This is a genomic window from Paenarthrobacter sp. R1 (assembly GCF_030264015.1).
Taxonomy (GTDB): domain Bacteria; phylum Actinomycetota; class Actinomycetes; order Actinomycetales; family Micrococcaceae; genus Arthrobacter; species Arthrobacter ureafaciens.
On sequence record NZ_CP127115.1, the window covers coordinates 2,916,369 to 2,934,736 of the forward strand.

19 protein-coding genes are annotated in these 18,368 nt (G+C 63.7%); 13 read left to right on the plus strand and 6 right to left on the minus strand.

The features are described from left to right. Entirely contained in the window at nucleotides 1–831 is an 831-nt protein-coding gene (locus QN084_RS14205; protein WP_031216301.1) for an HAD-IIA family hydrolase, read from the minus strand. A 202-nt stretch (nucleotides 832–1,033) separates the two neighbouring features. On the opposite strand from QN084_RS14205, the gene QN084_RS14210 reads away from it, so the two are divergent. The 5 genes from QN084_RS14210 to QN084_RS14230 all read left to right on the plus strand — a co-directional run bounded on the left by QN084_RS14210 (nucleotide 1,034) and on the right by QN084_RS14230 (nucleotide 5,522). After that, a complete protein-coding gene (locus tag QN084_RS14210; protein WP_069696284.1) occupies nucleotides 1,034–2,113 on the plus strand; it encodes a hypothetical protein in 1,080 nt (359 codons plus the stop codon). A gap of 31 nt (nucleotides 2,114–2,144) precedes the next feature. Continuing rightward, the gene (locus QN084_RS14215) at nucleotides 2,145–2,828 is read left to right on the plus strand and encodes a TrmH family RNA methyltransferase (protein WP_062095005.1); all 684 of its coding nucleotides are present in this window, start codon (nucleotides 2,145–2,147) and stop codon (nucleotides 2,826–2,828) included. Nucleotides 2,829–3,065: 237 nt separating this feature from the next. Next, nucleotides 3,066–3,893 (plus strand): putative endonuclease domain-containing protein, encoded by an 828-nt coding sequence (locus QN084_RS14220; RefSeq protein ID WP_259362821.1) that lies wholly within the window; start codon nucleotides 3,066–3,068, stop codon nucleotides 3,891–3,893. Nucleotides 3,894–4,080: 187 nt separating this feature from the next. Continuing rightward, a complete protein-coding gene (fbaA, locus tag QN084_RS14225; protein WP_021471722.1) occupies nucleotides 4,081–5,100 on the plus strand; it encodes a class II fructose-bisphosphate aldolase in 1,020 nt (339 codons plus the stop codon). After that, nucleotides 5,100–5,522, plus strand: coding sequence for a DUF3151 domain-containing protein (locus QN084_RS14230; RefSeq protein WP_021471721.1), 423 nt, complete (start codon nucleotides 5,100–5,102; stop codon nucleotides 5,520–5,522). Before fbaA ends, QN084_RS14230 begins: the two co-directional genes overlap by 1 nt. 150 nt (nucleotides 5,523–5,672) lie before the next feature. On the opposite strand, the gene QN084_RS14235 is transcribed toward QN084_RS14230, so the two are convergent. After that, nucleotides 5,673–6,305, minus strand: coding sequence for a uracil-DNA glycosylase family protein (locus tag QN084_RS14235; RefSeq protein WP_021471720.1), 633 nt, complete (start codon nucleotides 6,303–6,305; stop codon nucleotides 5,673–5,675). A 349-nt stretch (nucleotides 6,306–6,654) separates the two neighbouring features. Here QN084_RS14235 and QN084_RS14240 point away from each other — a divergent pair, with 349 nt between their 5' ends. The 8 genes from QN084_RS14240 (at nucleotide 6,655) to QN084_RS14275 (ending at nucleotide 14,494) form a co-directional block, all read left to right on the plus strand. Further along, the gene (locus QN084_RS14240; protein ID WP_069696286.1) at nucleotides 6,655–7,944 is read left to right on the plus strand and encodes an adenylosuccinate synthase; all 1,290 of its coding nucleotides are present in this window, start codon (nucleotides 6,655–6,657) and stop codon (nucleotides 7,942–7,944) included. 169 nt (nucleotides 7,945–8,113) lie between these two features. Then, nucleotides 8,114–8,365 carry a hypothetical protein gene (locus QN084_RS14245; RefSeq protein ID WP_021471718.1) on the plus strand — a complete coding sequence of 84 codons (252 nt, stop codon included), beginning with the start codon at nucleotides 8,114–8,116 and terminating at the stop codon, nucleotides 8,363–8,365. Nucleotides 8,366–8,607: 242 nt separating this feature from the next. Next, entirely contained in the window at nucleotides 8,608–9,996 is a 1,389-nt protein-coding gene (locus QN084_RS14250) for an MFS transporter (RefSeq protein WP_210731101.1), read from the plus strand. A 25-nt stretch (nucleotides 9,997–10,021) separates the two neighbouring features. After that, a complete protein-coding gene (locus QN084_RS14255; RefSeq protein WP_069696288.1) occupies nucleotides 10,022–10,903 on the plus strand; it encodes an SMP-30/gluconolactonase/LRE family protein in 882 nt (293 codons plus the stop codon). Between the two features lie 99 nt (nucleotides 10,904–11,002). Next, on the plus strand, nucleotides 11,003–11,509 hold the full coding sequence (locus QN084_RS14260; protein ID WP_374978457.1) for a MarR family winged helix-turn-helix transcriptional regulator: 507 nt from the start codon (nucleotides 11,003–11,005) through the stop codon (nucleotides 11,507–11,509). After that, nucleotides 11,506–12,768 (plus strand): MFS transporter, encoded by a 1,263-nt coding sequence (locus QN084_RS14265; RefSeq protein WP_069696289.1) that lies wholly within the window; start codon nucleotides 11,506–11,508, stop codon nucleotides 12,766–12,768. Before QN084_RS14260 ends, QN084_RS14265 begins: the two co-directional genes overlap by 4 nt. Before the next feature lie 64 nt (nucleotides 12,769–12,832). After that, complete coding sequence (locus QN084_RS14270) at nucleotides 12,833–13,984, plus strand: App1 family protein phosphatidate phosphatase (protein WP_069696290.1); 1,152 nt, start codon at nucleotides 12,833–12,835, stop codon at nucleotides 13,982–13,984. 81 nt (nucleotides 13,985–14,065) lie between these two features. Continuing rightward, nucleotides 14,066–14,494 (plus strand): hypothetical protein, encoded by a 429-nt coding sequence (locus QN084_RS14275; protein ID WP_285750231.1) that lies wholly within the window; start codon nucleotides 14,066–14,068, stop codon nucleotides 14,492–14,494. Between the two features lie 85 nt (nucleotides 14,495–14,579). Here QN084_RS14275 and QN084_RS14280 read toward each other — a convergent pair whose 3' ends face one another. From QN084_RS14280 to QN084_RS14295, 4 genes are read right to left on the minus strand one after another with little or no spacing between them, the layout of a single operon-like run. Continuing rightward, nucleotides 14,580–15,692: an NAD(P)/FAD-dependent oxidoreductase gene (locus tag QN084_RS14280; protein WP_069696292.1), complete on the minus strand. Its 1,113-nt coding sequence runs from the start codon at nucleotides 15,690–15,692 to the stop codon at nucleotides 14,580–14,582. 39 nt (nucleotides 15,693–15,731) lie between these two features. Beyond that, nucleotides 15,732–16,775 (minus strand): Gfo/Idh/MocA family protein, encoded by a 1,044-nt coding sequence (locus QN084_RS14285; protein ID WP_069696293.1) that lies wholly within the window; start codon nucleotides 16,773–16,775, stop codon nucleotides 15,732–15,734. Next, nucleotides 16,775–17,572: an amino acid ABC transporter ATP-binding protein gene (locus QN084_RS14290; RefSeq protein WP_069696294.1), complete on the minus strand. Its 798-nt coding sequence runs from the start codon at nucleotides 17,570–17,572 to the stop codon at nucleotides 16,775–16,777. The genes QN084_RS14285 and QN084_RS14290 overlap by 1 nt, the downstream gene beginning before the upstream one ends. Then, nucleotides 17,569–18,357, minus strand: coding sequence for an amino acid ABC transporter permease (locus tag QN084_RS14295; RefSeq protein ID WP_021471708.1), 789 nt, complete (start codon nucleotides 18,355–18,357; stop codon nucleotides 17,569–17,571). The genes QN084_RS14290 and QN084_RS14295 overlap by 4 nt, the downstream gene beginning before the upstream one ends. Nucleotides 18,358–18,368: the final 11 nt, after the last annotated feature.

The window sequence follows — 18,368 nt, forward strand, 5'->3', positions numbered from 1 at the left end:
CTAGATCTGACTCTTGAGATCGGCCACCGAGTTCAGGATTTGGTTGGGCCTGAACGGGAAGGACACGATTTCCTCGCGCTGGGTGATGCCGCTCAGCACCAGGACCGTATGCAGGCCTGCTTCCATGCCGGCAACAATGTCCGTGTCCATGCGATCGCCGATCATTGCAGTGGTCTCTGAATGGGCATCGATCTGGTTCATGGCGGATCGGAACATCATGGGATTCGGTTTTCCTACGATGTACGGTTCACGACCCGTCGCCTTGGTAATCATGGCAGCTATTGCCCCGGTCGCGGGAAGGGGGCCGTCCTTGGAGGGACCCGTGGCATCCGGGTTGGTGGCGATGAAGCGGGCACCGGCCAGGATGTGGCGGACGGCCATGGTGATGGCTTCGAAGGAGTAGGTGCGGGTTTCGCCGAGCACCACGAAATCGGGATCGGTATCCGTAAGGATGAAGCCGGCCTCGTGCAGGGCGGTTGTGAGGCCTGCTTCGCCAATGGTGTAGGCGCGGTTTCCGGAGTCCGAGGAATGAACTTGGTCTTTCAGGAACTGGGCGGTGGCAAGGGCGGACGTCCAGATGTTTTCTTCCGGGATCTCAAGGCCCGAGGCACGCAGCCGCGCCGCGAGGTCACGGGGAGTGAAGATGGAGTTGTTGGTCAGCACGAGGAAGCGCTTGGAGGTATCAACCCAGCGCTGGATAAGTTCGGCAGCACCGGGAATGGGTTGGTTTTCATGGACCAGGACGCCGTCCATGTCCGTCAGCCAGCACTCAATTTCCTTGCCGCTGCGGTACACCGATTTGGTTGTGGTGGGCACGGTTTCATCTGCCATATTCGCCTCCGGCTGGGGTTGGTCATTCACTGCATCCCAGTCTTCCATTTTTGGGGCGGCCAGACACCTTTGAATCTTTCTATGTGGGTAGAAGTACCCATCTGTGAAAGCCGTTTTGACTTGCGCGCAACACCTTGGACCTACCTACTGTTGGGAGGGCTCAGGCAATCCGGGGCCGGTCCCAGCGCTTGAAAGGCCTTGCATGAGCAACAACGGAACACCCCAGCCGCCGTACAACCCGGAGGGCGTTCCCCAGCCCCCGTACAACCCCGACGGCGTTCCCCAGCCGCCGCACGCGGCCAACGCTGCCCAGCACGGCCAGCCGGCCCAACCCAACTACACCGCGCAGCCCGGATATCCAGCACCCGGCGCCCCGTTCGACGGCAACCAATTCGGAGGCAACCAACCCGAACGCAACCCCAACAAGAAGCCGCTGTTGTTCATCCTCGGTGGCCTCGCCGTCGTCGTCATTATTGCCCTGGTGGTGGTCTTCACGTGGCTGGTCCCCTCGATGACCAAACCCGTAGCCGCCGGGGATCCGACGTCGACGGTTGAGCCGTCCCCGGCCGAATCGGCGCCCGCAAGCGACCAGCCGGCCAGCGACGAGGCTGCAGCAGAGGAACCATCGGAGGACTCGGACGCCTCGGGCATGCCCGATGGCGCCATTGCCCTCCCTTCGGTGTGGGAAAGCTTCGATGGCCCGTCCAACGTCCCCGCGGACGGCGACCCGCAGTTCAGCAAGTGGGTCACGGGGGAGTCGTCTTTCCAGTACTTGGCTGAGTGGACGCACGATGAGTCCTTCGGCATCACGAAGGACCCCACCACGGGGGCTGAGATCCAGAAGAGGGCGCAAGGCACAACGGAAACGGACGGCGATGGAATTGCGCTCGCCTACGCGTTCTTCGCCGAGTCCGAAGAGGGCAAATACGGCAAGGACCCGGCAAAGGTAAAGGCCGCCATTGAGGAGATCGAAGCCAGGTTCAAGGGCATGACCGCAACGGAGCTGCCGCAGAACCTGGTTGGCCATAAGTGCGCCTCGGACTTCACAACCAGCATGCCGGAGATCCGGGAATTCCGCCGTGGCGCTGCTGTAGTCATTGGGTTCACGTGCACCAACGCCCGCGGTGAAGAGATCCAGGCCGTCAACCTCTTTTCGGTCACGCCCTGGGGAACGCCGCAGATGCTCGGAGTCAGCGGACACAAGGAGTACTGGGACGCCCACCCGGGACTGATACAGCAGCTGGCCAATTCTTACCGCATCAACAAGTGGAAGCTCGGTTAGGAGCGCCGAAGGGCGAAGCTAAAGTTGAGGGGTGACTGACCTTCCCCCCGAAGCAACCGAGCCCACCCCTGCAAGCGCCGCCACCGACGGTGAGGCGGAGGCGAAACCGGAGGTCGGCGTCGGGCCTTGGGAAGGTGAGTGGCCCGAAGGCGACCATTGGGACCCGGACCTCCTGCGGGACGGCGACCGCCGCAACGTGGTGGACCAGTACAGGTACTGGAAGCACGAAGCGATCGTCGCGGACCTGGATTCCAAGCGCCACTCCTTCCACATCGCCATTGAGAACTGGCAGCACGACCTCAACATCGGAACCGTCGTCCGTACGGCCAATGCCTTCCTCGCCAAGGAGGTCCACATCATTGGTCGACGGCGGTGGAACCGTCGCGGTGCCATGGTCACCGACCGCTACCAGCACGTCCGGCACCACCCCACGGTGGAGGACTTTGTGGAGTGGGCCAAGGGGGAGGGGCTGGCGATCATTGGGATCGATATCTTCCCGGATTCGGTGCCGCTGGAGACCTACGACCTCCCGAAGAATTGCGTCCTCGTGTTTGGCCAGGAGGGGCCGGGCCTGACCCCCGAGGTGCACGATGCCGCAGTCGCAACCCTTTCCATTGAGCAGTTCGGCTCGACGCGTTCCATGAACGCAGCATCCGCCGCCGCAATCGCCATGCACGCGTGGGTCCGGCGCCACGTGTTCAGCCAGCCCGTCTAGCCCTCCCCGAGATGACATTTGATGACAATGCAGGGCGGGCGGATTGTCATTAAGTGCCATCTCGACGCGGGGTGAGCAGTGCGAACTGTGGATAACCCGATCGAGGCACAGCTTGGGTAGCCAGAATGGGGCATGCGCAGAAAAGAACTACCGGAACATCTCACAACTGGTTCATTCTCTGTGCGCGCTTCGGATAAGGCGGGCGTGCCGCGGTCGCGGACCCATGCCAAGGATTTGGTGCTTGTTTCGCGTGGCATACGCGTGCCCGCCGCGTCCGGTGCCGCCGGAACTGCCGCCCTGCGCGCTTATACGGATCTGGATGACACCTCAGTGCTGGCTTCGCTGAGTGCGGCGAGGATCTGGGATATGCCTTTGCCTGCCAACGTCAGTGGTGATTGGCGCATCCACCTCGCACGACGCAGGGGATTCAGTTTTCCGCGGAGGACCAACGTAGTCGGTCACCTCCTCACGCTTCTTCCCGGGGAGACGGTCGAGTACGACGGCGTCAGACTCACCTCGCCTGCGCGGACATGGCTGGACTTGGCCGCCGTCCTGAACGTGGAAGACCTCGTTGCCGCCGGCGACCACCTGGTGTGCTCCCACGGTCCCGACTTCCCTGTTCCTAAAGCCGCCATATGCTCTACTGATGAACTGGCGGAGATCGTGCGCCGCCACCCGGGCATGCGGGGAGTGCGAACGGCCCGGGCAGCTTTGGAACTCATCCGTGTGGGGGCTGATTCTGCTCCGGAAACCCTCATGCGGCTGGCACTGGTCGACGCGAAGCTTCCCGAGCCAGAGTTGAACCTTGTGGTGCGCAATCACCTTGGGCAAGGTGTGCTGTGGCCTGACGGAGCGTACCGGGAGTATAAGATCTCCCTTCAATACGACGGGCGGCACCATGGCGGCCTTGAGCACCATCTGAGGGACATCGAACGCCAGGAAAAGTCGCTGGCCCATGGCTGGCTGGAGGTCCGGATTTCCAAACGCGACCTTGAAGGCGACAGGCCCGCCGTCGTTCACAAGGTGCGTCGCGCGCTACTGAGCCGAGGCTGGGCACCGAGATGACATTTAATGGCAATCCCAATGGTCGGGATTGCCATTAAATGCCATCTCGCGCCATCGAAGCGGAAGTGTTACCACCCCAAGTGACCCGAAACACGGCGCCCGGGCGGTTGTCGCTAGGATGGTGCTAGCCGTAAGCGGTCTACTCCAGGGTTACCCGCCCACAGACGAATTCAGCATAGGAGTCACCATGCCCATTGCAACCCCAGAGATTTACTCCGAGATGATCGATCGCGCAAAGGCCGGCGGCTTCGCCTTCCCTGCGGTCAACGTGACGTCGTCGCAGACTCTGAACGCTGCGATCCGCGGTTTCGCCGAGGCCGAATCGGACGGCATCATCCAGGTTTCCACCGGTGGCGCAGCCTACTGGTCCGGCGCTTCGGTGAAAGACATGGTGGCCGGTTCGCTGGGCTTCGCCGCGTTCGCCCGTGAAGTTGCCAAGAACTACAACGTCAACATCGCCCTGCACACGGACCACTGCCCGCAGGACAAGCTCGAAGGTTTCGTCCTGCCGCTGCTGGCCGCTTCCGAGGAAGCAGTGAAGGCCGGCAAGGACCCGATCTTCAACTCGCACATGTGGGACGGCTCCCACGAGACCCTCACGGACAACCTGCGCATCGGCCGGGAGCTGCTGCAGCGCGCTGCTGCCGCGAAGATCATCCTCGAGGTTGAAATCGGCACGGTCGGCGGTGAAGAAGACGGTGTGGAGAACGAGATCAACGAGAAGCTTTACACCACCACCGAGGACGCCCTGGCCACCATCGAAGCCCTGGGTGCGGGCGAGAACGGCCGCTACCTGACCGCCTTGACCTTCGGCAATGTCCACGGCGTGTACAAGCCGGGGAACGTCAAGCTCCGCCCGGAACTGCTCAAGCAGATCCAGTCCGAGGTCGGCGCCAAGATCGGCAAGGAAAACCCGTTCGACCTGGTCTTCCACGGCGGTTCCGGTTCCACCGAGCAGGAAATCGCGGACGCTGTTTCCTTCGGCGTGATCAAGATGAACATCGACACCGATACCCAGTACGCGTTCACCCGCCCTGTGGCCGGCCACATGTTCTCCAACTATGACGGCGTCCTCAAGGTCGACGGCGGGCTGGGCAACAAGAAGACCTACGACCCCCGCGTCTGGGGTGCTTCGGCCGAAGCCGGCATGGCAGCACGCATCGTCGAGGCCGCGCAGCAGCTCGGATCGGCCGGCAAGACGTTCTAATGTCCGACGAATTCCGCAAGAACCTGATGGGGCCGGAGCCTACCCTCCTGCCCGCCGAAACCGACGTGTACCAGCACCTCGCCCTCGGCAAGGAAGCGTTGGACCTGGTTGCCCGGAATCCGACGTCCTCCCTGTTGTGGGCCATCCTCGCCGAGGAAGCATGGGATGAAGGCCGGACCATCGAGTCCTACGCGTTCGCCCGTGTCGGTTACCACCGCGGGCTGGATGCCCTGCGCCGCAACGGTTGGCGTGGAGTAGGCCCTATCCCGTGGGAGCACGAGCCCAACCAGGGTTTCCTGCGCGCACTGTACGCGCTGGGCCGGGCGGCTGCCGCAATTGGCGAGGCTGACGAGCCGGAGCGGATCGAGAAGTTCCTGAACGACTCGGACCCGAACGCGAAAGCGGCTTTGGAAGCCCGCTAAGGCGCGTCAACAAAGTACAAACGACGACGGCGACCCTCACCTACATGGCGAGGGTCGCCGTCGTCGTTAAACCGCCCAAGTAGCTGGCAGTAGCGGTTGCTCTGAGCGCTGAGAACAACCCCTGCTGCCAGTCAGTTGGGGGAGGGGAGACTAAGCCTTGCGGGGGATGCCCGTGCGTGCCATGGCCTCGGCGTAGGCGGCGTGGATGGCGTCCAGGTATTCCTGCTGGCGCTCGGGGGTTCCGGCGAAGGAACGGCCGCCCAGGGAGCGGACCTTGAACGTCTTGAAGCCACGGCGGGCGATGCTGGCCGGAGCTGCCTTCATGAGCTGGTCGGCAAGCCGGTGGGCCTCATTGCCGTGCGCCACCAGCGCGGACGTGCGCGGGAGCAGCTGCAGGAGGCGCAGCAGCGGCTTGAGGCCTTCGGTGATGTTCGCGGGGGTGAGCTTGCCCGGCTCTTCGTTGGGTTCGATCCACGGGTAAGCGTTCCACGGAATGACGTACTCCGGACGCAGGCCAAGCTGCCACTGCATTCCGAGCATGCGGGTGGTGGCTTCCTCGTCGCCGGGACGGATGAAGCCCTCGCCGGAGGTGGTGCGCTGGTTGGAGAAGAGGCTCACGATGCGGCAGTCGTCGATGCTGTGCGCGGGGTCGATGTAGAGGACCTCGCTTCCGGGCTTCTGTTCCTTGAGCGAATCGCACAGCGAGTTGACCTCGGCGATGTGGTCTTCGTAACGGCGGTTCCAGAGGAGTTGTTCGGGTGAGTCAGTCGCCAGGTCTTGCATCGGAAGTTAGGTCTCCTAGGTGTTACAGCGCGCACACAAGAGTGTCGGCTGCGGGCATGCCGCTGCCGATGCTCAAAGGGTGCTGGTGGGGGCTGGTTAACCTTACCGGACTGTTGGACGACCGGTGATATCCACCGGCGCGCCGTCCGTTCGCAACGGGGCGGCCTGCGCCGCGGGGTGTCCCTTAAAGCCGGACTTTGTATGCTGATCGGCTAAACTTGGCTGGTAAGAGCCCCGAACCTCTTGCGTATGCCGCCGTACGCGGCAGGCTGTGCCAAGTACTGTCGGGGCGTTCTCATGTACGGCGCCAGGCCCTGCGGCCCGGCCCGAAAGAATGGGGGAGGATCCCATGCCCGCAATCGTGATCGTCGGAGCCCAGTGGGGCGACGAAGGCAAAGGCAAAGCAACCGACCTGCTCGGTGGCCGCGTTGACTACGTGGTCAAGCCCAACGGCGGCAACAACGCCGGGCACACCGTGGTGGTGGGCGGCGAGAAGTACGAGCTCAAGCTCCTCCCCGCAGGCATCCTGAGCCCCAACGCCATTCCGATTATTGGCAACGGCTGCGTGGTGAACCTCGAGGCCCTGTTCCAGGAAATCGATGGCCTCGAAGCCCGCGGCGCAGACACCTCCCGCCTCCGCGTCTCAGCGAACGCCCACCTCGTGGCTCCGTACCACCAGGTGCTGGACAAGGTCACCGAGCGTTTCCTCGGCAAGCGCGCCATCGGCACCACGGGCCGCGGCATCGGCCCGGCCTACATGGACAAGGTGGCCCGCCTGGGCATCCGCGTCCAGGACGTCTTCGACGAATCCATCCTCCGCCAGAAGGTGGAAGGTTCGCTCCGCCAGAAGAACGAACTCCTGGTCAAGGTCTACAACCGCCGGGACATCGAGACCGAAGAGATCGTTCAGTACTTCCTGTCCTTCGCCGAGCGCCTGCGCCCGTTGGTGATCGACAGCACCCTCGAACTCAACAACGCTTTGGATGAGGGCAAGGTTGTGCTCATGGAAGGCGGCCAGGCAACCTTCCTGGACGTGGACCACGGCACCTACCCGTTCGTGACCTCCTCCAACCCGACGGCAGGCGGCGCCTCGGTGGGCTCGGGCATCGGCCCCACCAGGATCTCCCGCTCCATCGGCATCATCAAGGCGTACACCACCCGCGTTGGAGCCGGCCCGTTCCCCACGGAACTCTTTGACGAGATGGGCGTCTACCTGCAGAAGACCGGTGGCGAGTTCGGCGTGAACACCGGCCGTCCGCGCCGCTGCGGCTGGTACGACGCCGTCCTGGCCCGCCACGCCTCCCGCGTCAACGGTTTCACGGACTACTTCGTCACCAAGCTGGACGTCCTGACCGGCATCGAGCAGATTCCCGTCTGCGTGGCCTACGACGTTGACGGCGTCCGCCATGACGAGATGCCCATGACGCAGACCGAGTTCCACCACGCGGTGCCGATCTTCGAGTACTTCGACGGCTGGACCGAGGACATCACCGGTGCCCGCACCCTGGAAGACCTGCCCGAGAACGCGCGCAACTACGTGCTGGCCCTCGAGAAGCTCTCCGGTACGCGCTTCTCGGCCATCGGCGTCGGCCCGGACCGCGACCAGACGATCGTTGTCCACGACTTGATCAACGACTAACCCTCGCTGAATTACGACGACGGCGGGTCGCCCTTGGGTTCGAAAGGAACCTTGGGGGCGGCCCGCCGCTGTTGCGAGTGTCATGTACCTTGGGGACTTCTGCCCATTTCCGGGCCCGGGCTGACCCCAATAGGGTGAAATGCACGAGCAATCCAAACAGGGGGTAAAGATGAAGAAGTTCCGTACTGTCCTTGCAACTGCGGCGGTAGGGCTTTCTCTGGGTGCAGGGACGTTGGTGCTCGCCGCGCCGGCGCACGCCGACTACAACACGTACCAGGTAGTCCAGAGCACCAACTCTGCATGCGCGACGAAGCTCCGTGCAGCGATTCAGGCTTATGGCGGCAAAGTCACCAATGTTACCGCGTGCCATTGGAACAAATATCAACAGAAGTACATCGGCAGCTTCGGTTACAACTACTGAGCCTGCCCGAATAGAGCGTTGTCTCCGAAAAAGACGGCCGTCACGTTGGCGGCCGTCTTTCTTATTTCCAAACCCGGGACTAATTCGGCCACCCGCGGGGTTACCTCTTCTTGGGGAACCAGCACGCTTGTGGAGCACCAGCACGGACGCGACGAGTTGAGGACGGTTGAAGGAGTATCAGCACGGAGATCGAGGACGGTGTCGGCTTCCGTTCCAAACGGGGACCGATTCTCATTGCGCTGATGCTGGCTACGGGCTTGGTGGCCATTGACGCAACGATCGTGGCTACGGCGGTCCCGTCCATCGTGGAAGACATCGGCGGCTTCTCTTCTTTCCCTTGGCTGTTTTCGGCGTACTTGCTGGCCCAGGCAGTGTCGGTCCCGGTCTACGCGAAGCTCTCCGATGTCCTGGGCCGGAAGCCGATCATCCTTGCCGGCATCGGGCTCTTCCTGCTTGGCTCCATCCTGTGCGGCCTGGCGTGGAGCATGCCGGCCCTCATCGCCTTCAGGGTGCTGCAGGGCTTGGGCGCAGGTGCGGTGCAGCCGGTAGCGATCACGATTGCCGGCGACATCTACACGTTGGCCGAGCGGGCGAAGGTCCAGGGCTACCTTGCCAGCGTGTGGGCCGTTTCCTCCGTGGTGGGGCCGACGCTCGGCGGCGTCTTCGCATCTTTGGAGATCTGGCGCTGGATCTTCTTCATCAACATTCCCCTGTGCATCCTGGCGGGCTGGGTGCTAGTCCGGACGTTCCACGAGAACGTCGATCGCACCAACCATCGGATCGACTACCTGGGTGCTGCGCTCCTCACCACGGCACTGAGCCTCCTCATTCTCGGCGCACTCGAGGGAGGCCAGGCCTGGGCGTGGAACTCTCCCATCAGCATTGGTGTCTTCGTCGTCGGCGCCGTCCTCTTCTCCGCCTTCCTGCTCGTTGAGCGGAAGGCTGCGGAACCGGTCCTTCCGCCGTGGGTAGTCTCCCGCAGGCTGCTCGCGACGACGGCGTTGGTCGCTTTCGGGATCGGTGCCGTGATGCTGGGCCTCACCACGTACGTGCCGACGTTCCTTGAAGGTGCCCTTTCCACCTCGCCGCTCCTGGCCGGGCTGGCATTGGCGGCGCTGACGCTTGGGTGGCCCATCAGCGCATCCCAGGCAGGCCGCTTCTACCTCCGTATCGGGTTCCGGAACACGGCGATCATCGGGATCTTCATTACTGTTGCCGGCACCGGAATCCTGGCCCTCACGGCGTCTTCGCCCAGTGTCCTGCTGGTGGCAGCGGCCTGCTTCGTGGTGGGACTTGGTCTGGGACTCGTTGCGACTCCGAGCCTCATCGCGGCCCAGACGAGCGTTGAGTGGAATGAACGCGGCGTGGTCACGGGCACCAACCTGTTTGCCCGATCCATCGGCAGTTCCATCGGCGTCGCGGTTTTCGGCGCCGTTGCCAACGCCATTTATGCCAGTAGCGGCGGGCCCAACCCGCAAAGTACCGGGGCGGCTTCGACGGCAGTCTTCTTTGCGGTGCTCGTCAGCGCCGCATTGACCGTCGTCGCGGTCCTGGCCATGCCACGGGAAGCCTCCGACCATGACTCAGTGCCTGCGGATATTGGGGCGAAAGCAACCCAGTCAGAACGCTAGACCGAAACCATTGAAAGGACACCGCGTGGAAGAGCTGATCACGGGCACCGTGGAGAAGTTGTTCGAGGGCACTATTTGGGCAGAAGGGCCCGTCTGGATCCCGGCAACCCAAACCGTCCGCTGGAGCGACATCCCCAACAACCGGATCCTCGAATTCCACGCTGAAACCGGCCAAACCCGGGAGTATGCCACCGGCGTCGAGTTCACCAATGGACGGACCCTGGACCGCGACGGCAGCGTCGTCCAGTGCAGCCACGGGAGGCGGCGGGTGGAGCGGGACCACGACGGCGTGGTGACGCCTTTGGTGGATTCGTTCGGCGTGCACCGGCTCAATTCGCCCAACGATGTGGTGGTGGCCAGTGACGGCACGGTGTGGTTCACGGATCCGCCGTACGGCATCTTGCCCGGAACCGTGGAAGGCCATGAGGGCGATCAGGAGTATGGCGGTTGCTACGTTTTTCGCTTCGACCCGGCCACCCGTGAATTGACCCCTGTTGTCACCGACTTGATCCATCCCAACGGTTTAGCATTTTCCCCGGACGAGTCGATCCTTTATGTCGCGGACACCGCCGGCCCGGACCGCGGATCGCCGTACCGCATTGCGGCCTACCCCGTTGAGGACGGGACCTGCGGAACTGGACGAACGTTCGTCGAGCTGGAGGACGACCGGCCTTCGGATGGCTTCCGGGTGGATGTTGAGGGCAGGGTCTGGACGTCCGGTGGAGCCTCGGTCCGTGTCTACGCCCCAGACGGCGGTCTGCTGGCCGCCGTCGAACTTCCCGAGAAGGTGTCCAACCTCTGCTTCGGCGGGCCCGACGGGCAGGATCTCTACATCACGGCTACCACTTCGCTCTACCGCCTTCGGACGGGAACGACGGACTGCACGATCAGTCGCAAGCAAGCCTGATCACATTCCATGGACAGGGTGCTGAGGGGAGGAGCATAATAGTTAGCGGAGCTAATTAGCACTGCTAACTATTATGCCGACCTCAGGAGGCGCCTCCCCTTGACCGGAACCAACGCGAGCGAAACCAACGCGACCGGATCCCATTTGACCGGAGCCATAGCACCAGCCGATCCAATAACCGATCCGGGCATCCAGCCGGATCTCGTTGCCATCGACCTTCGAACAGCTGTGATGCGCACGTCCCGGCGCCTGCGCATCGAAGCCACGGGTGACGTCATCACTCCGGGTCAATACACCGTGCTCGCCCACCTCAGTGCGGGATCGCAGACGCTGAGGGAGCTCGCTGAGCGTGAGCACGTCCAGGCGCCCTCGATGACCCGCATCGTCAACGCGCTGACGGACCAGGGGTTCGTGTCCCGGCAAGCGCATCCCGGCGACGGCCGGCAGGTGCAGGTCAGCATCACGCAAGCGGGAAGGGAAGCCCTTGCCGAGGCCCGCAGCCAGCGAACGGCATGGCTTGCCCGGCGCGTTGCCGGGCTTAGCGAAGAGGATCGGCTCACGCTGAGCCGGGCGGCCCTCATCATGCAGGAGATGAGTGCCAAGTGAGTGCCATGTTCAAAGCCTTGGAAAACCCCAACTACCGGGTCTGGGCAGGCGGCGCGCTGGTCTCCAACATCGGTACGTGGATGCAACGTGTGGCCCAGGACTGGCTGGTCCTGACCATCCTCACCGACCATTCGGGTACGGCGGTAGGCATCACCACGGCGCTGCAGTTCCTTCCCATGCTGTTGTTCGGTCCCTATGCCGGCGTGCTCGCCGATCGCTACCGCAAGCGCGTCATCTTGCTGTGGACACAGGCTGCCATGGGCATCTGTGGACTCATCGTCGGACTGCTGGTGGTCACCGGAGTGGCTGAACTATGGCACGTCTACATCGCCGCGGCCGCTTTGGGCCTGGCTGCAGCCATGGATGCTCCCGCCCGGCAAGCGTTCGTCTCAGAACTCGTCGGCCCGGAGAAGCTCTCCAACGCCGTAGCCCTCAACTCGGCGTCCTTCAACAGCGCCCGCCTGACCGGTCCGGCGATCGCGGGCGTCCTGATTGCGTGGATCGGCACCGGGCCGGTCTTCATCCTCAATGCTGCGAGCTTCGTTGCCGTCATCATCTCCCTGCTCCGGGTCAAGGTCTCCCAACTGGAGCCGGCCACGCCGGTGGCACGCGGAAAGCACCAGTTCCTCGACGGGCTGCAGTATGTGCGCCAACGCCCTGACCTCACGCTGATCATGGTGATGGTGGGCCTGCTGGGCGCTTTCGGCATGAACTTCCCGGTGACCAACTCCCTGATGGCCACAGCAGAGTTCGGCATGGGCCCGGAGGAGTTCGGTGCGCTGGGATCCATTATGGCCATCGGAACCCTGGCCGGTGCGTTGCTGGCAGCGAGGCGCTCGGGTCCCCGGTTGAGGTTCCTGCTGGGAGGGGCCCTGAGCCTGGGCATCTTCACCTTGGCAGCAAGCGTCGCGCCAAGCTTCTGGGTCTACGCGGTAGTGCTGATTCCCGTCGGCCTTGCATCCATCACGTTCCTGAATAGTTGCAACACAACCATCCAGCTGTCCGTGGAGCCTCAGTTCCGTGGCCGCATTCTCGCGTTGTACCTTGCGATCCTGCAGGGCGGCACGGCGATCGGGGCCCCCCTGATGGGTTGGATCGGCACCGAATTCGGAGCACGGTGGTCGGTTGCAGCGGGCGGCGCGGTGGTCCTGGTAACCGGTGTGGCGTGCGTGATCCTGGTCAGCCGCCGCAGTGAGAAGACCCTCAGGGAGCATGTCCGCAACGTGTGGACGCGCCGGCGCCCTGCCGAAGCTTCCTAGGCCTGCCGACGCGAAGTGAAGCCGGGTAACGGAACGCGTCGCCTGCCCGTGCCAGACTAAAGCCATGCGTTCACGTTCCCAGGCACCGCGCACACCGTCCGATTCCCTCGAAACCGGCCACCCGGCGTCGTCCGTCAAGGAGGGCAGCCGCCACTTGGCTGCAAGGCTCGACGACGCGTGGTTGCGGTTCCAGACCCGCCTCGCCATCCGGAGGGGTCACGTAGTGACGGTCGTTCCGCATACGGGATATGGAACGACGTCCTGGGTGCGGGTGCTCGCCAGGGTGGTGCGAAGCGATCCACGGGACATCGGCGATTCGGAAAACGGGTCTAAGCGGCCCCTGACGGAGGGGATGCGCGGTTGGCGCAATTTCACGAGCGCGCCGGTGGCCCACGCTGCTGTCCGCATCACGGTGGGCGGGGAAGTCCACGACGTCGAGGCGGACCGCGGGGGAGTGGTGGACGTCCGGATTCCCGCTAACCTGGCGGCTGGTTGGCACAAGGTAAGCCTCCAATCGGGCGAATCCGACGTTGTGGAAGCTCCGGTGCAGATCGTTCCGGACGACGCTGATTTTGGACTTATTTCCGACATTGACGACACCGTGATGGTGACCGCCTTGCCCCGCCCCTTCCTGGCCGCCTGGAACACGTTTGTGCTCAACGAGCACGCCCGCACCCCGACTCCGGGCATGGCGGTGCTCTACGAGAGAATCGTGCGGAGTGCCCCGGAAGCTCCGGTGTTGTATTTGTCCACGGGTGCCTGGAACGTAGCCCCTACCCTTTCCCGCTTCCTCTCCCGCAACCTTTATCCTGCCGGGCCTAAGCTGCTCACGGACTGGGGACCCACGACGGACCGGTGGTTCCGCAGCGGAAGGGAGCACAAGGAGGGAAGCCTGGAACGGCTGGCCGAGGAGTTCCCGCACATCAAATGGCTGCTGGTGGGCGACGACGGCCAGCATGACGTTGCCATCTACACCGAGTTCGCCCAGCGGCATCCGGAGAATGTGTGCGCCATTGCCATCAGGCAGCTGTCAGTCGGTGAGGCGGTCCTGGCCGGTGGCCGGTCATCCGACGCCGGACCGACCCCCGGTGTCCCGTGGATCTATGCACCCGACGGTGCGGGTATGTCCGACCAGCTGGAAGAGCTCGGCATCATTACCAGCGGCCCACGGCCAACAGAGCTGCCGGGCGAGGACGTCCCGGGAGGCGCCGACTAGTCCTTGTGCCGCAGTACTGCCGTCCGCTTCACTTCTGCGCTATCATTTAGTAAGGATACTTACTTTATGGAGGTGGAGGCGATGGGAAAGGCAGACGGTTTATCGGACGGAATGTCCCTGCCCCAGGGAGAGCGCATGTGGTGCTCCCGCTGCCAATCGGACGAGCATCTGGTGCTGCACTCCATTGATTCGGTCCACGCGCACAACGTCGGCCTGTTGGTGGCTGTTGCTTACACCTGCGCCGAATGCGGCTTTGCCCAGTCCCACGTCACTCCTTTGCGCGAAGTGGCTTCGAAGCTGAACACGAAGGAAAACCTTCAAGGGCTGATTGTTTTCGAAGACAGCTACCTTCATTGTGGCGATCCCATGGTTCCCCTTCCCGTCGAAGTCCGGCGGAGCATCACCGCCAAGCCTGTTGGAGCGGAAGAGCTGGTGCGGCTGGACGTTCGGCTCGGCACCAAAGTCCTGCAGTGCATGGACTGCGGGTTCCGGCTGGAGTTGCCGGCGTAAGCACACACCATGAAAGGAGCCCCGGCGTGTTGCCAGGGCTCCTTTCATGTCCAGTCCGGGTCAGGATGACCTGCGAACAGCCGCCCTAAGAGAAGCGACCCGGGCGGAACGTGGCCAGCATCGGGTGCTTCCGGCCCGTCAGGATCTCCCCGGAGAGCAACTCACCGGCGATCAGCCCCAGCGTCGCCCCTGAGTGCGTGAACGCAACAAAGCAGCCGGGCACCTGTCCCAGTTCGCCGAACACCGGCTCGCCGTCGCCCGGGATCGGCTTGTAGCCGATCTTCCACGACGCTGGCTTCAACTCCGGGTTGCCGTCGATCAGCTTGGACGATTCATCGGCCAGTTCCTGCACGATGTCATCCGGGATGCTGAAGGAACCGTCGGCGTGCTCGGTAATGTGCTCCTCGTACCAGTCATGGTCCAGCGCGAACGTCCGTCCGGGGTTGGGGCGCACCGCGGCGCGGGGGGTGTTCATCACAGCGGTCACACGGTGCTCCACCGGTTTGGTGACAACCAGCATGGACACAGGCGAACCATTGGGGATTTCCACCCCGAGGGGCTTCACCACGCCGGGAGTAGCCGCGCCGCACGCCACGAGGACCGCGTCCGCTGCGTAGGTGGCACCGCCGGAGGTTTCGACGCCGGCGGCCTTGCCGCCGTCGACCGTCACCGAAACCTTGCCCGCGTTAAGGACCAGCCGGCCGCCCAAGGAGTGGAACTCCTCCATGAGGAAATTAACCAGGTCCGGGAGGCTGACCCACCCCTCACCGGGGTTGAAGATGGCGTTCTCAGGAACGGCGCCGGAATCGATGCCAGGGGTGACCTTGGCGATGTCTTCCGGTGCCAGGAGCTTCGAGTCGTAGCCGATCGACTCCTCGTAGGCGTGGCGTGCCTCGGTGGCTTCCTTGTGACCGGCGGCGTTCCACATGAGGCCCCCGCCGAACTGCAACCATTCACGGGTGGGGTCGGCCGCGAACAGGGTGCGGTAGCGGTCCACGCCCGCCACGCGCAGCTGGTGGTACGGCGTTGAGCGCTCGCCGGCCGAATTGAGCCAGGACAATGAGCGTCCGGTGGCTTCGCTGGCCAGGCCCTGTTCGGTCAACAGGGTGACCGAAGCGCCCCCGCGGAGCAGGTGGACAGCGGTGGAAACACCCAGGATGCCGCCTCCGATGACGGCAACGTGCTTGGTGGAGGACATGGTTCTCCCTTTCATCTCAAGGTTGGAAAACTTGCGGGGTCAGGCGTAGGCGTGGATTGACTCGATGACCCGCAGGGTCTCAAGGGCTTCAGCAGCCTGGACAGGCAGTGGGCCGCGGCCGCGCAGCGCAGCGGCGAGTTCGGAATAGAACCGCGGGTAGCTGCCCTTTTCGGGCGGAACAGGCGCGGCGGAGCCGTCCACTCCCAGAAGCCCCCAAGACTCCTGGGGTTCGCTTCCGTAGGAAGGGTCCGACGGCGTGACGCCCGCTGCCAGGGCGGGTTCCTGACCGTCCAGTCCCCACTTGGTGTACCCGGCCTTTGAGCCAAGCACATGGAAGCGGGGGCCCACTTGGGCGGCCATGCCGTTCATCCACAGCCGGGACCGGATGCCCGATTCGTGCCGCAGGGACACAAAAGCTTCAGTGTCGGCGGCCTCTGGATGCGGGCCGTGGTTGGCAGTTTCGCCGTAGCTCTCCGCAACGGGGCCGAACAGCTGGATGGCTTGGTCGATCACGTGCGCTCCGAGGTCATGGAGGATTCCGCCGCCTTCGGCCAGCGTTGCCGAGTCACGCCAATTGCCGAAGCCTTCCGGGCGCCACCACTCGAACCGGGACTCAAAAGTGCGGACTTCTCCGAGGGCTCCCTCGTCCAGCAGCTTCCGCAGCGTCAGGAAGTCGGCGTCCCACCGGCGGTTCTGGAAGACCGTCAGCTGCACCCCGGCGTCGGACGCCCGTGCCAGCAGCTCCTCGCCGTGGGCCGCTGTGGTGACAAAGGGCTTGTCCACCACCAGGTTGAGCCCATGCGCGATTGCCGTAGCCCCGAGTTCCATATGGGTCAGTGGCGGGGTTCCGAGGACCATCAGGTCCAGCTGCCCGGACAAGGCGAACAATTCCTCAGACGTCCCGACGATCCGTGCTTCCGGGTAGAGCCGTGCTGCCTCCGCAGCGCGCCGGGGATCCGCCGTCACGATCACATCCAGCGAATAGGCAGGGTCCGCCGCAATCAGCGGTGCGTGGAAAACCTTGCCGGAGACGCCGAACCCGACGACGGCGGTGCGGATAGGTGCGATAATCGCGGCGCCCATCACAGGACTTCCGAAAGGAACCGCTGCAGGCGTTCGCTGCGCGGGTTGTCGAACAGTTCAGTGGGCGGGCCCATCTCCACAACTTCTCCTTCGTCCATGAACACCACCTGGTCCGCAACCTTGCGGGCGAAGTTCATCTCATGGGTGACCACCAGCATGGTCATACCGCGTCGTCCAAGTCCGGCCATCAGGTTCAGCACGCCTTTGACCAGCTCCGGGTCCAGGGCGCTGGTTGCTTCGTCGAAAAGCATCACCTCGGGTTCCATGGCCAACGCGCGGGCAATGGCGACGCGCTGCTGCTGGCCGCCGGAAAGGTCCCTCGGACGGTGGTCCGCACGTTCAGCCAGGCCTACTTCGGCAAGCCGGCGCCGCGCCCGTTCCCTGGCCTCCGCCTTGGACGTGCCCTTGACGCTCCAGAGCGCCAAGGCCACGTTGTCCAACGCCGTATGGTCAGGAAAAAGGTTGAAGTGCTGGAACACCATGCCGATCCGGGCCCGGAGAATGTCCGGTTTGACCTGCAGAGCGCTTTCTCCGGCCAAGAGGACATCGCCGCTCTTCGGCTCATGCAGGCGGTTCACGCCCCGCAGGAGGGTGGACTTGCCGGAGCCGGAGGGGCCGATGATGCAGGTGGTGGTTCCCGGCGCGACTGTAAGGCTGACATTGCGGAGGACGTCCACATCGCCGTAGGCCATGGTCAGGCTTCGCAGTTCCAGGCTGGAACCGTGGAACTTTTCGATGTCCGGCGCGGTGGTGGCGCTTTTGCTGGTGCCGGCGCTGGTGCTGCTGGTGAGGTTCACGTGTTGCTCCCGGAGATGAGCGGCGAAGCCGCATCGAGTTCCTTGACTTCCTTCAGGCCGCTGGTCGGGGCTGTGGGACGACGGCGGCCGGTCCGGAACTTGTTGTCGAAGTAGTTGACGAGGTGGGTCAGCGGCACTGTGATCACCAAGTAGAAGATGCCTGCCATGACCAGTGGTGAGAGATTGCCGGACAGCACTGCGGCGTCCTGGCCAACCCTGAACAATTCGCGCTCGCTGACCAGCAGCCCCAGGAAGTACACCAGGGAGGAGTCCTTCACGATGGCGATGAACTGGTTCACCAAGGCAGGGAGTACGCGGCGCACACCTTGCGGCACCACAACCAAGGCCATGGACTTGCTGTAGCTCATGCCCAGGGCGCGGCAGGCTTCGCCTTGGCCCTTGTCCACGCTCAGGATGCCGGCGCGGAAGATTTCCCCGATGTAGGCACTGGCGATCAGGCTCAGGGCGATGATGCCCAGGGGATAGGGGGAGGGCCCGAAGACCGATTGGCTCAAACGGGCGAATCCCTGCCCGATCAGGAGGATGGTGAGGATGGCGGGCAGGCCGCGGAACAGGTCGGTGTAGATCCGTGCGGGAATGCGGAGCCACTTTGAGCGTGAGATGCCCATGACGGCCACCACCATGCCCATCACGACGCCAAGGATGGTGGCTGCGATGGAGATGATGAGGGTGTTGAGGAGGCCAACTCCGAGGAGTTGGGGCAGTACTTCGACCATGGCGTTGAAGTCGAAGAACGTGCGGCTGATGGTATTGAGCCAATCCATTGAATGCTCTC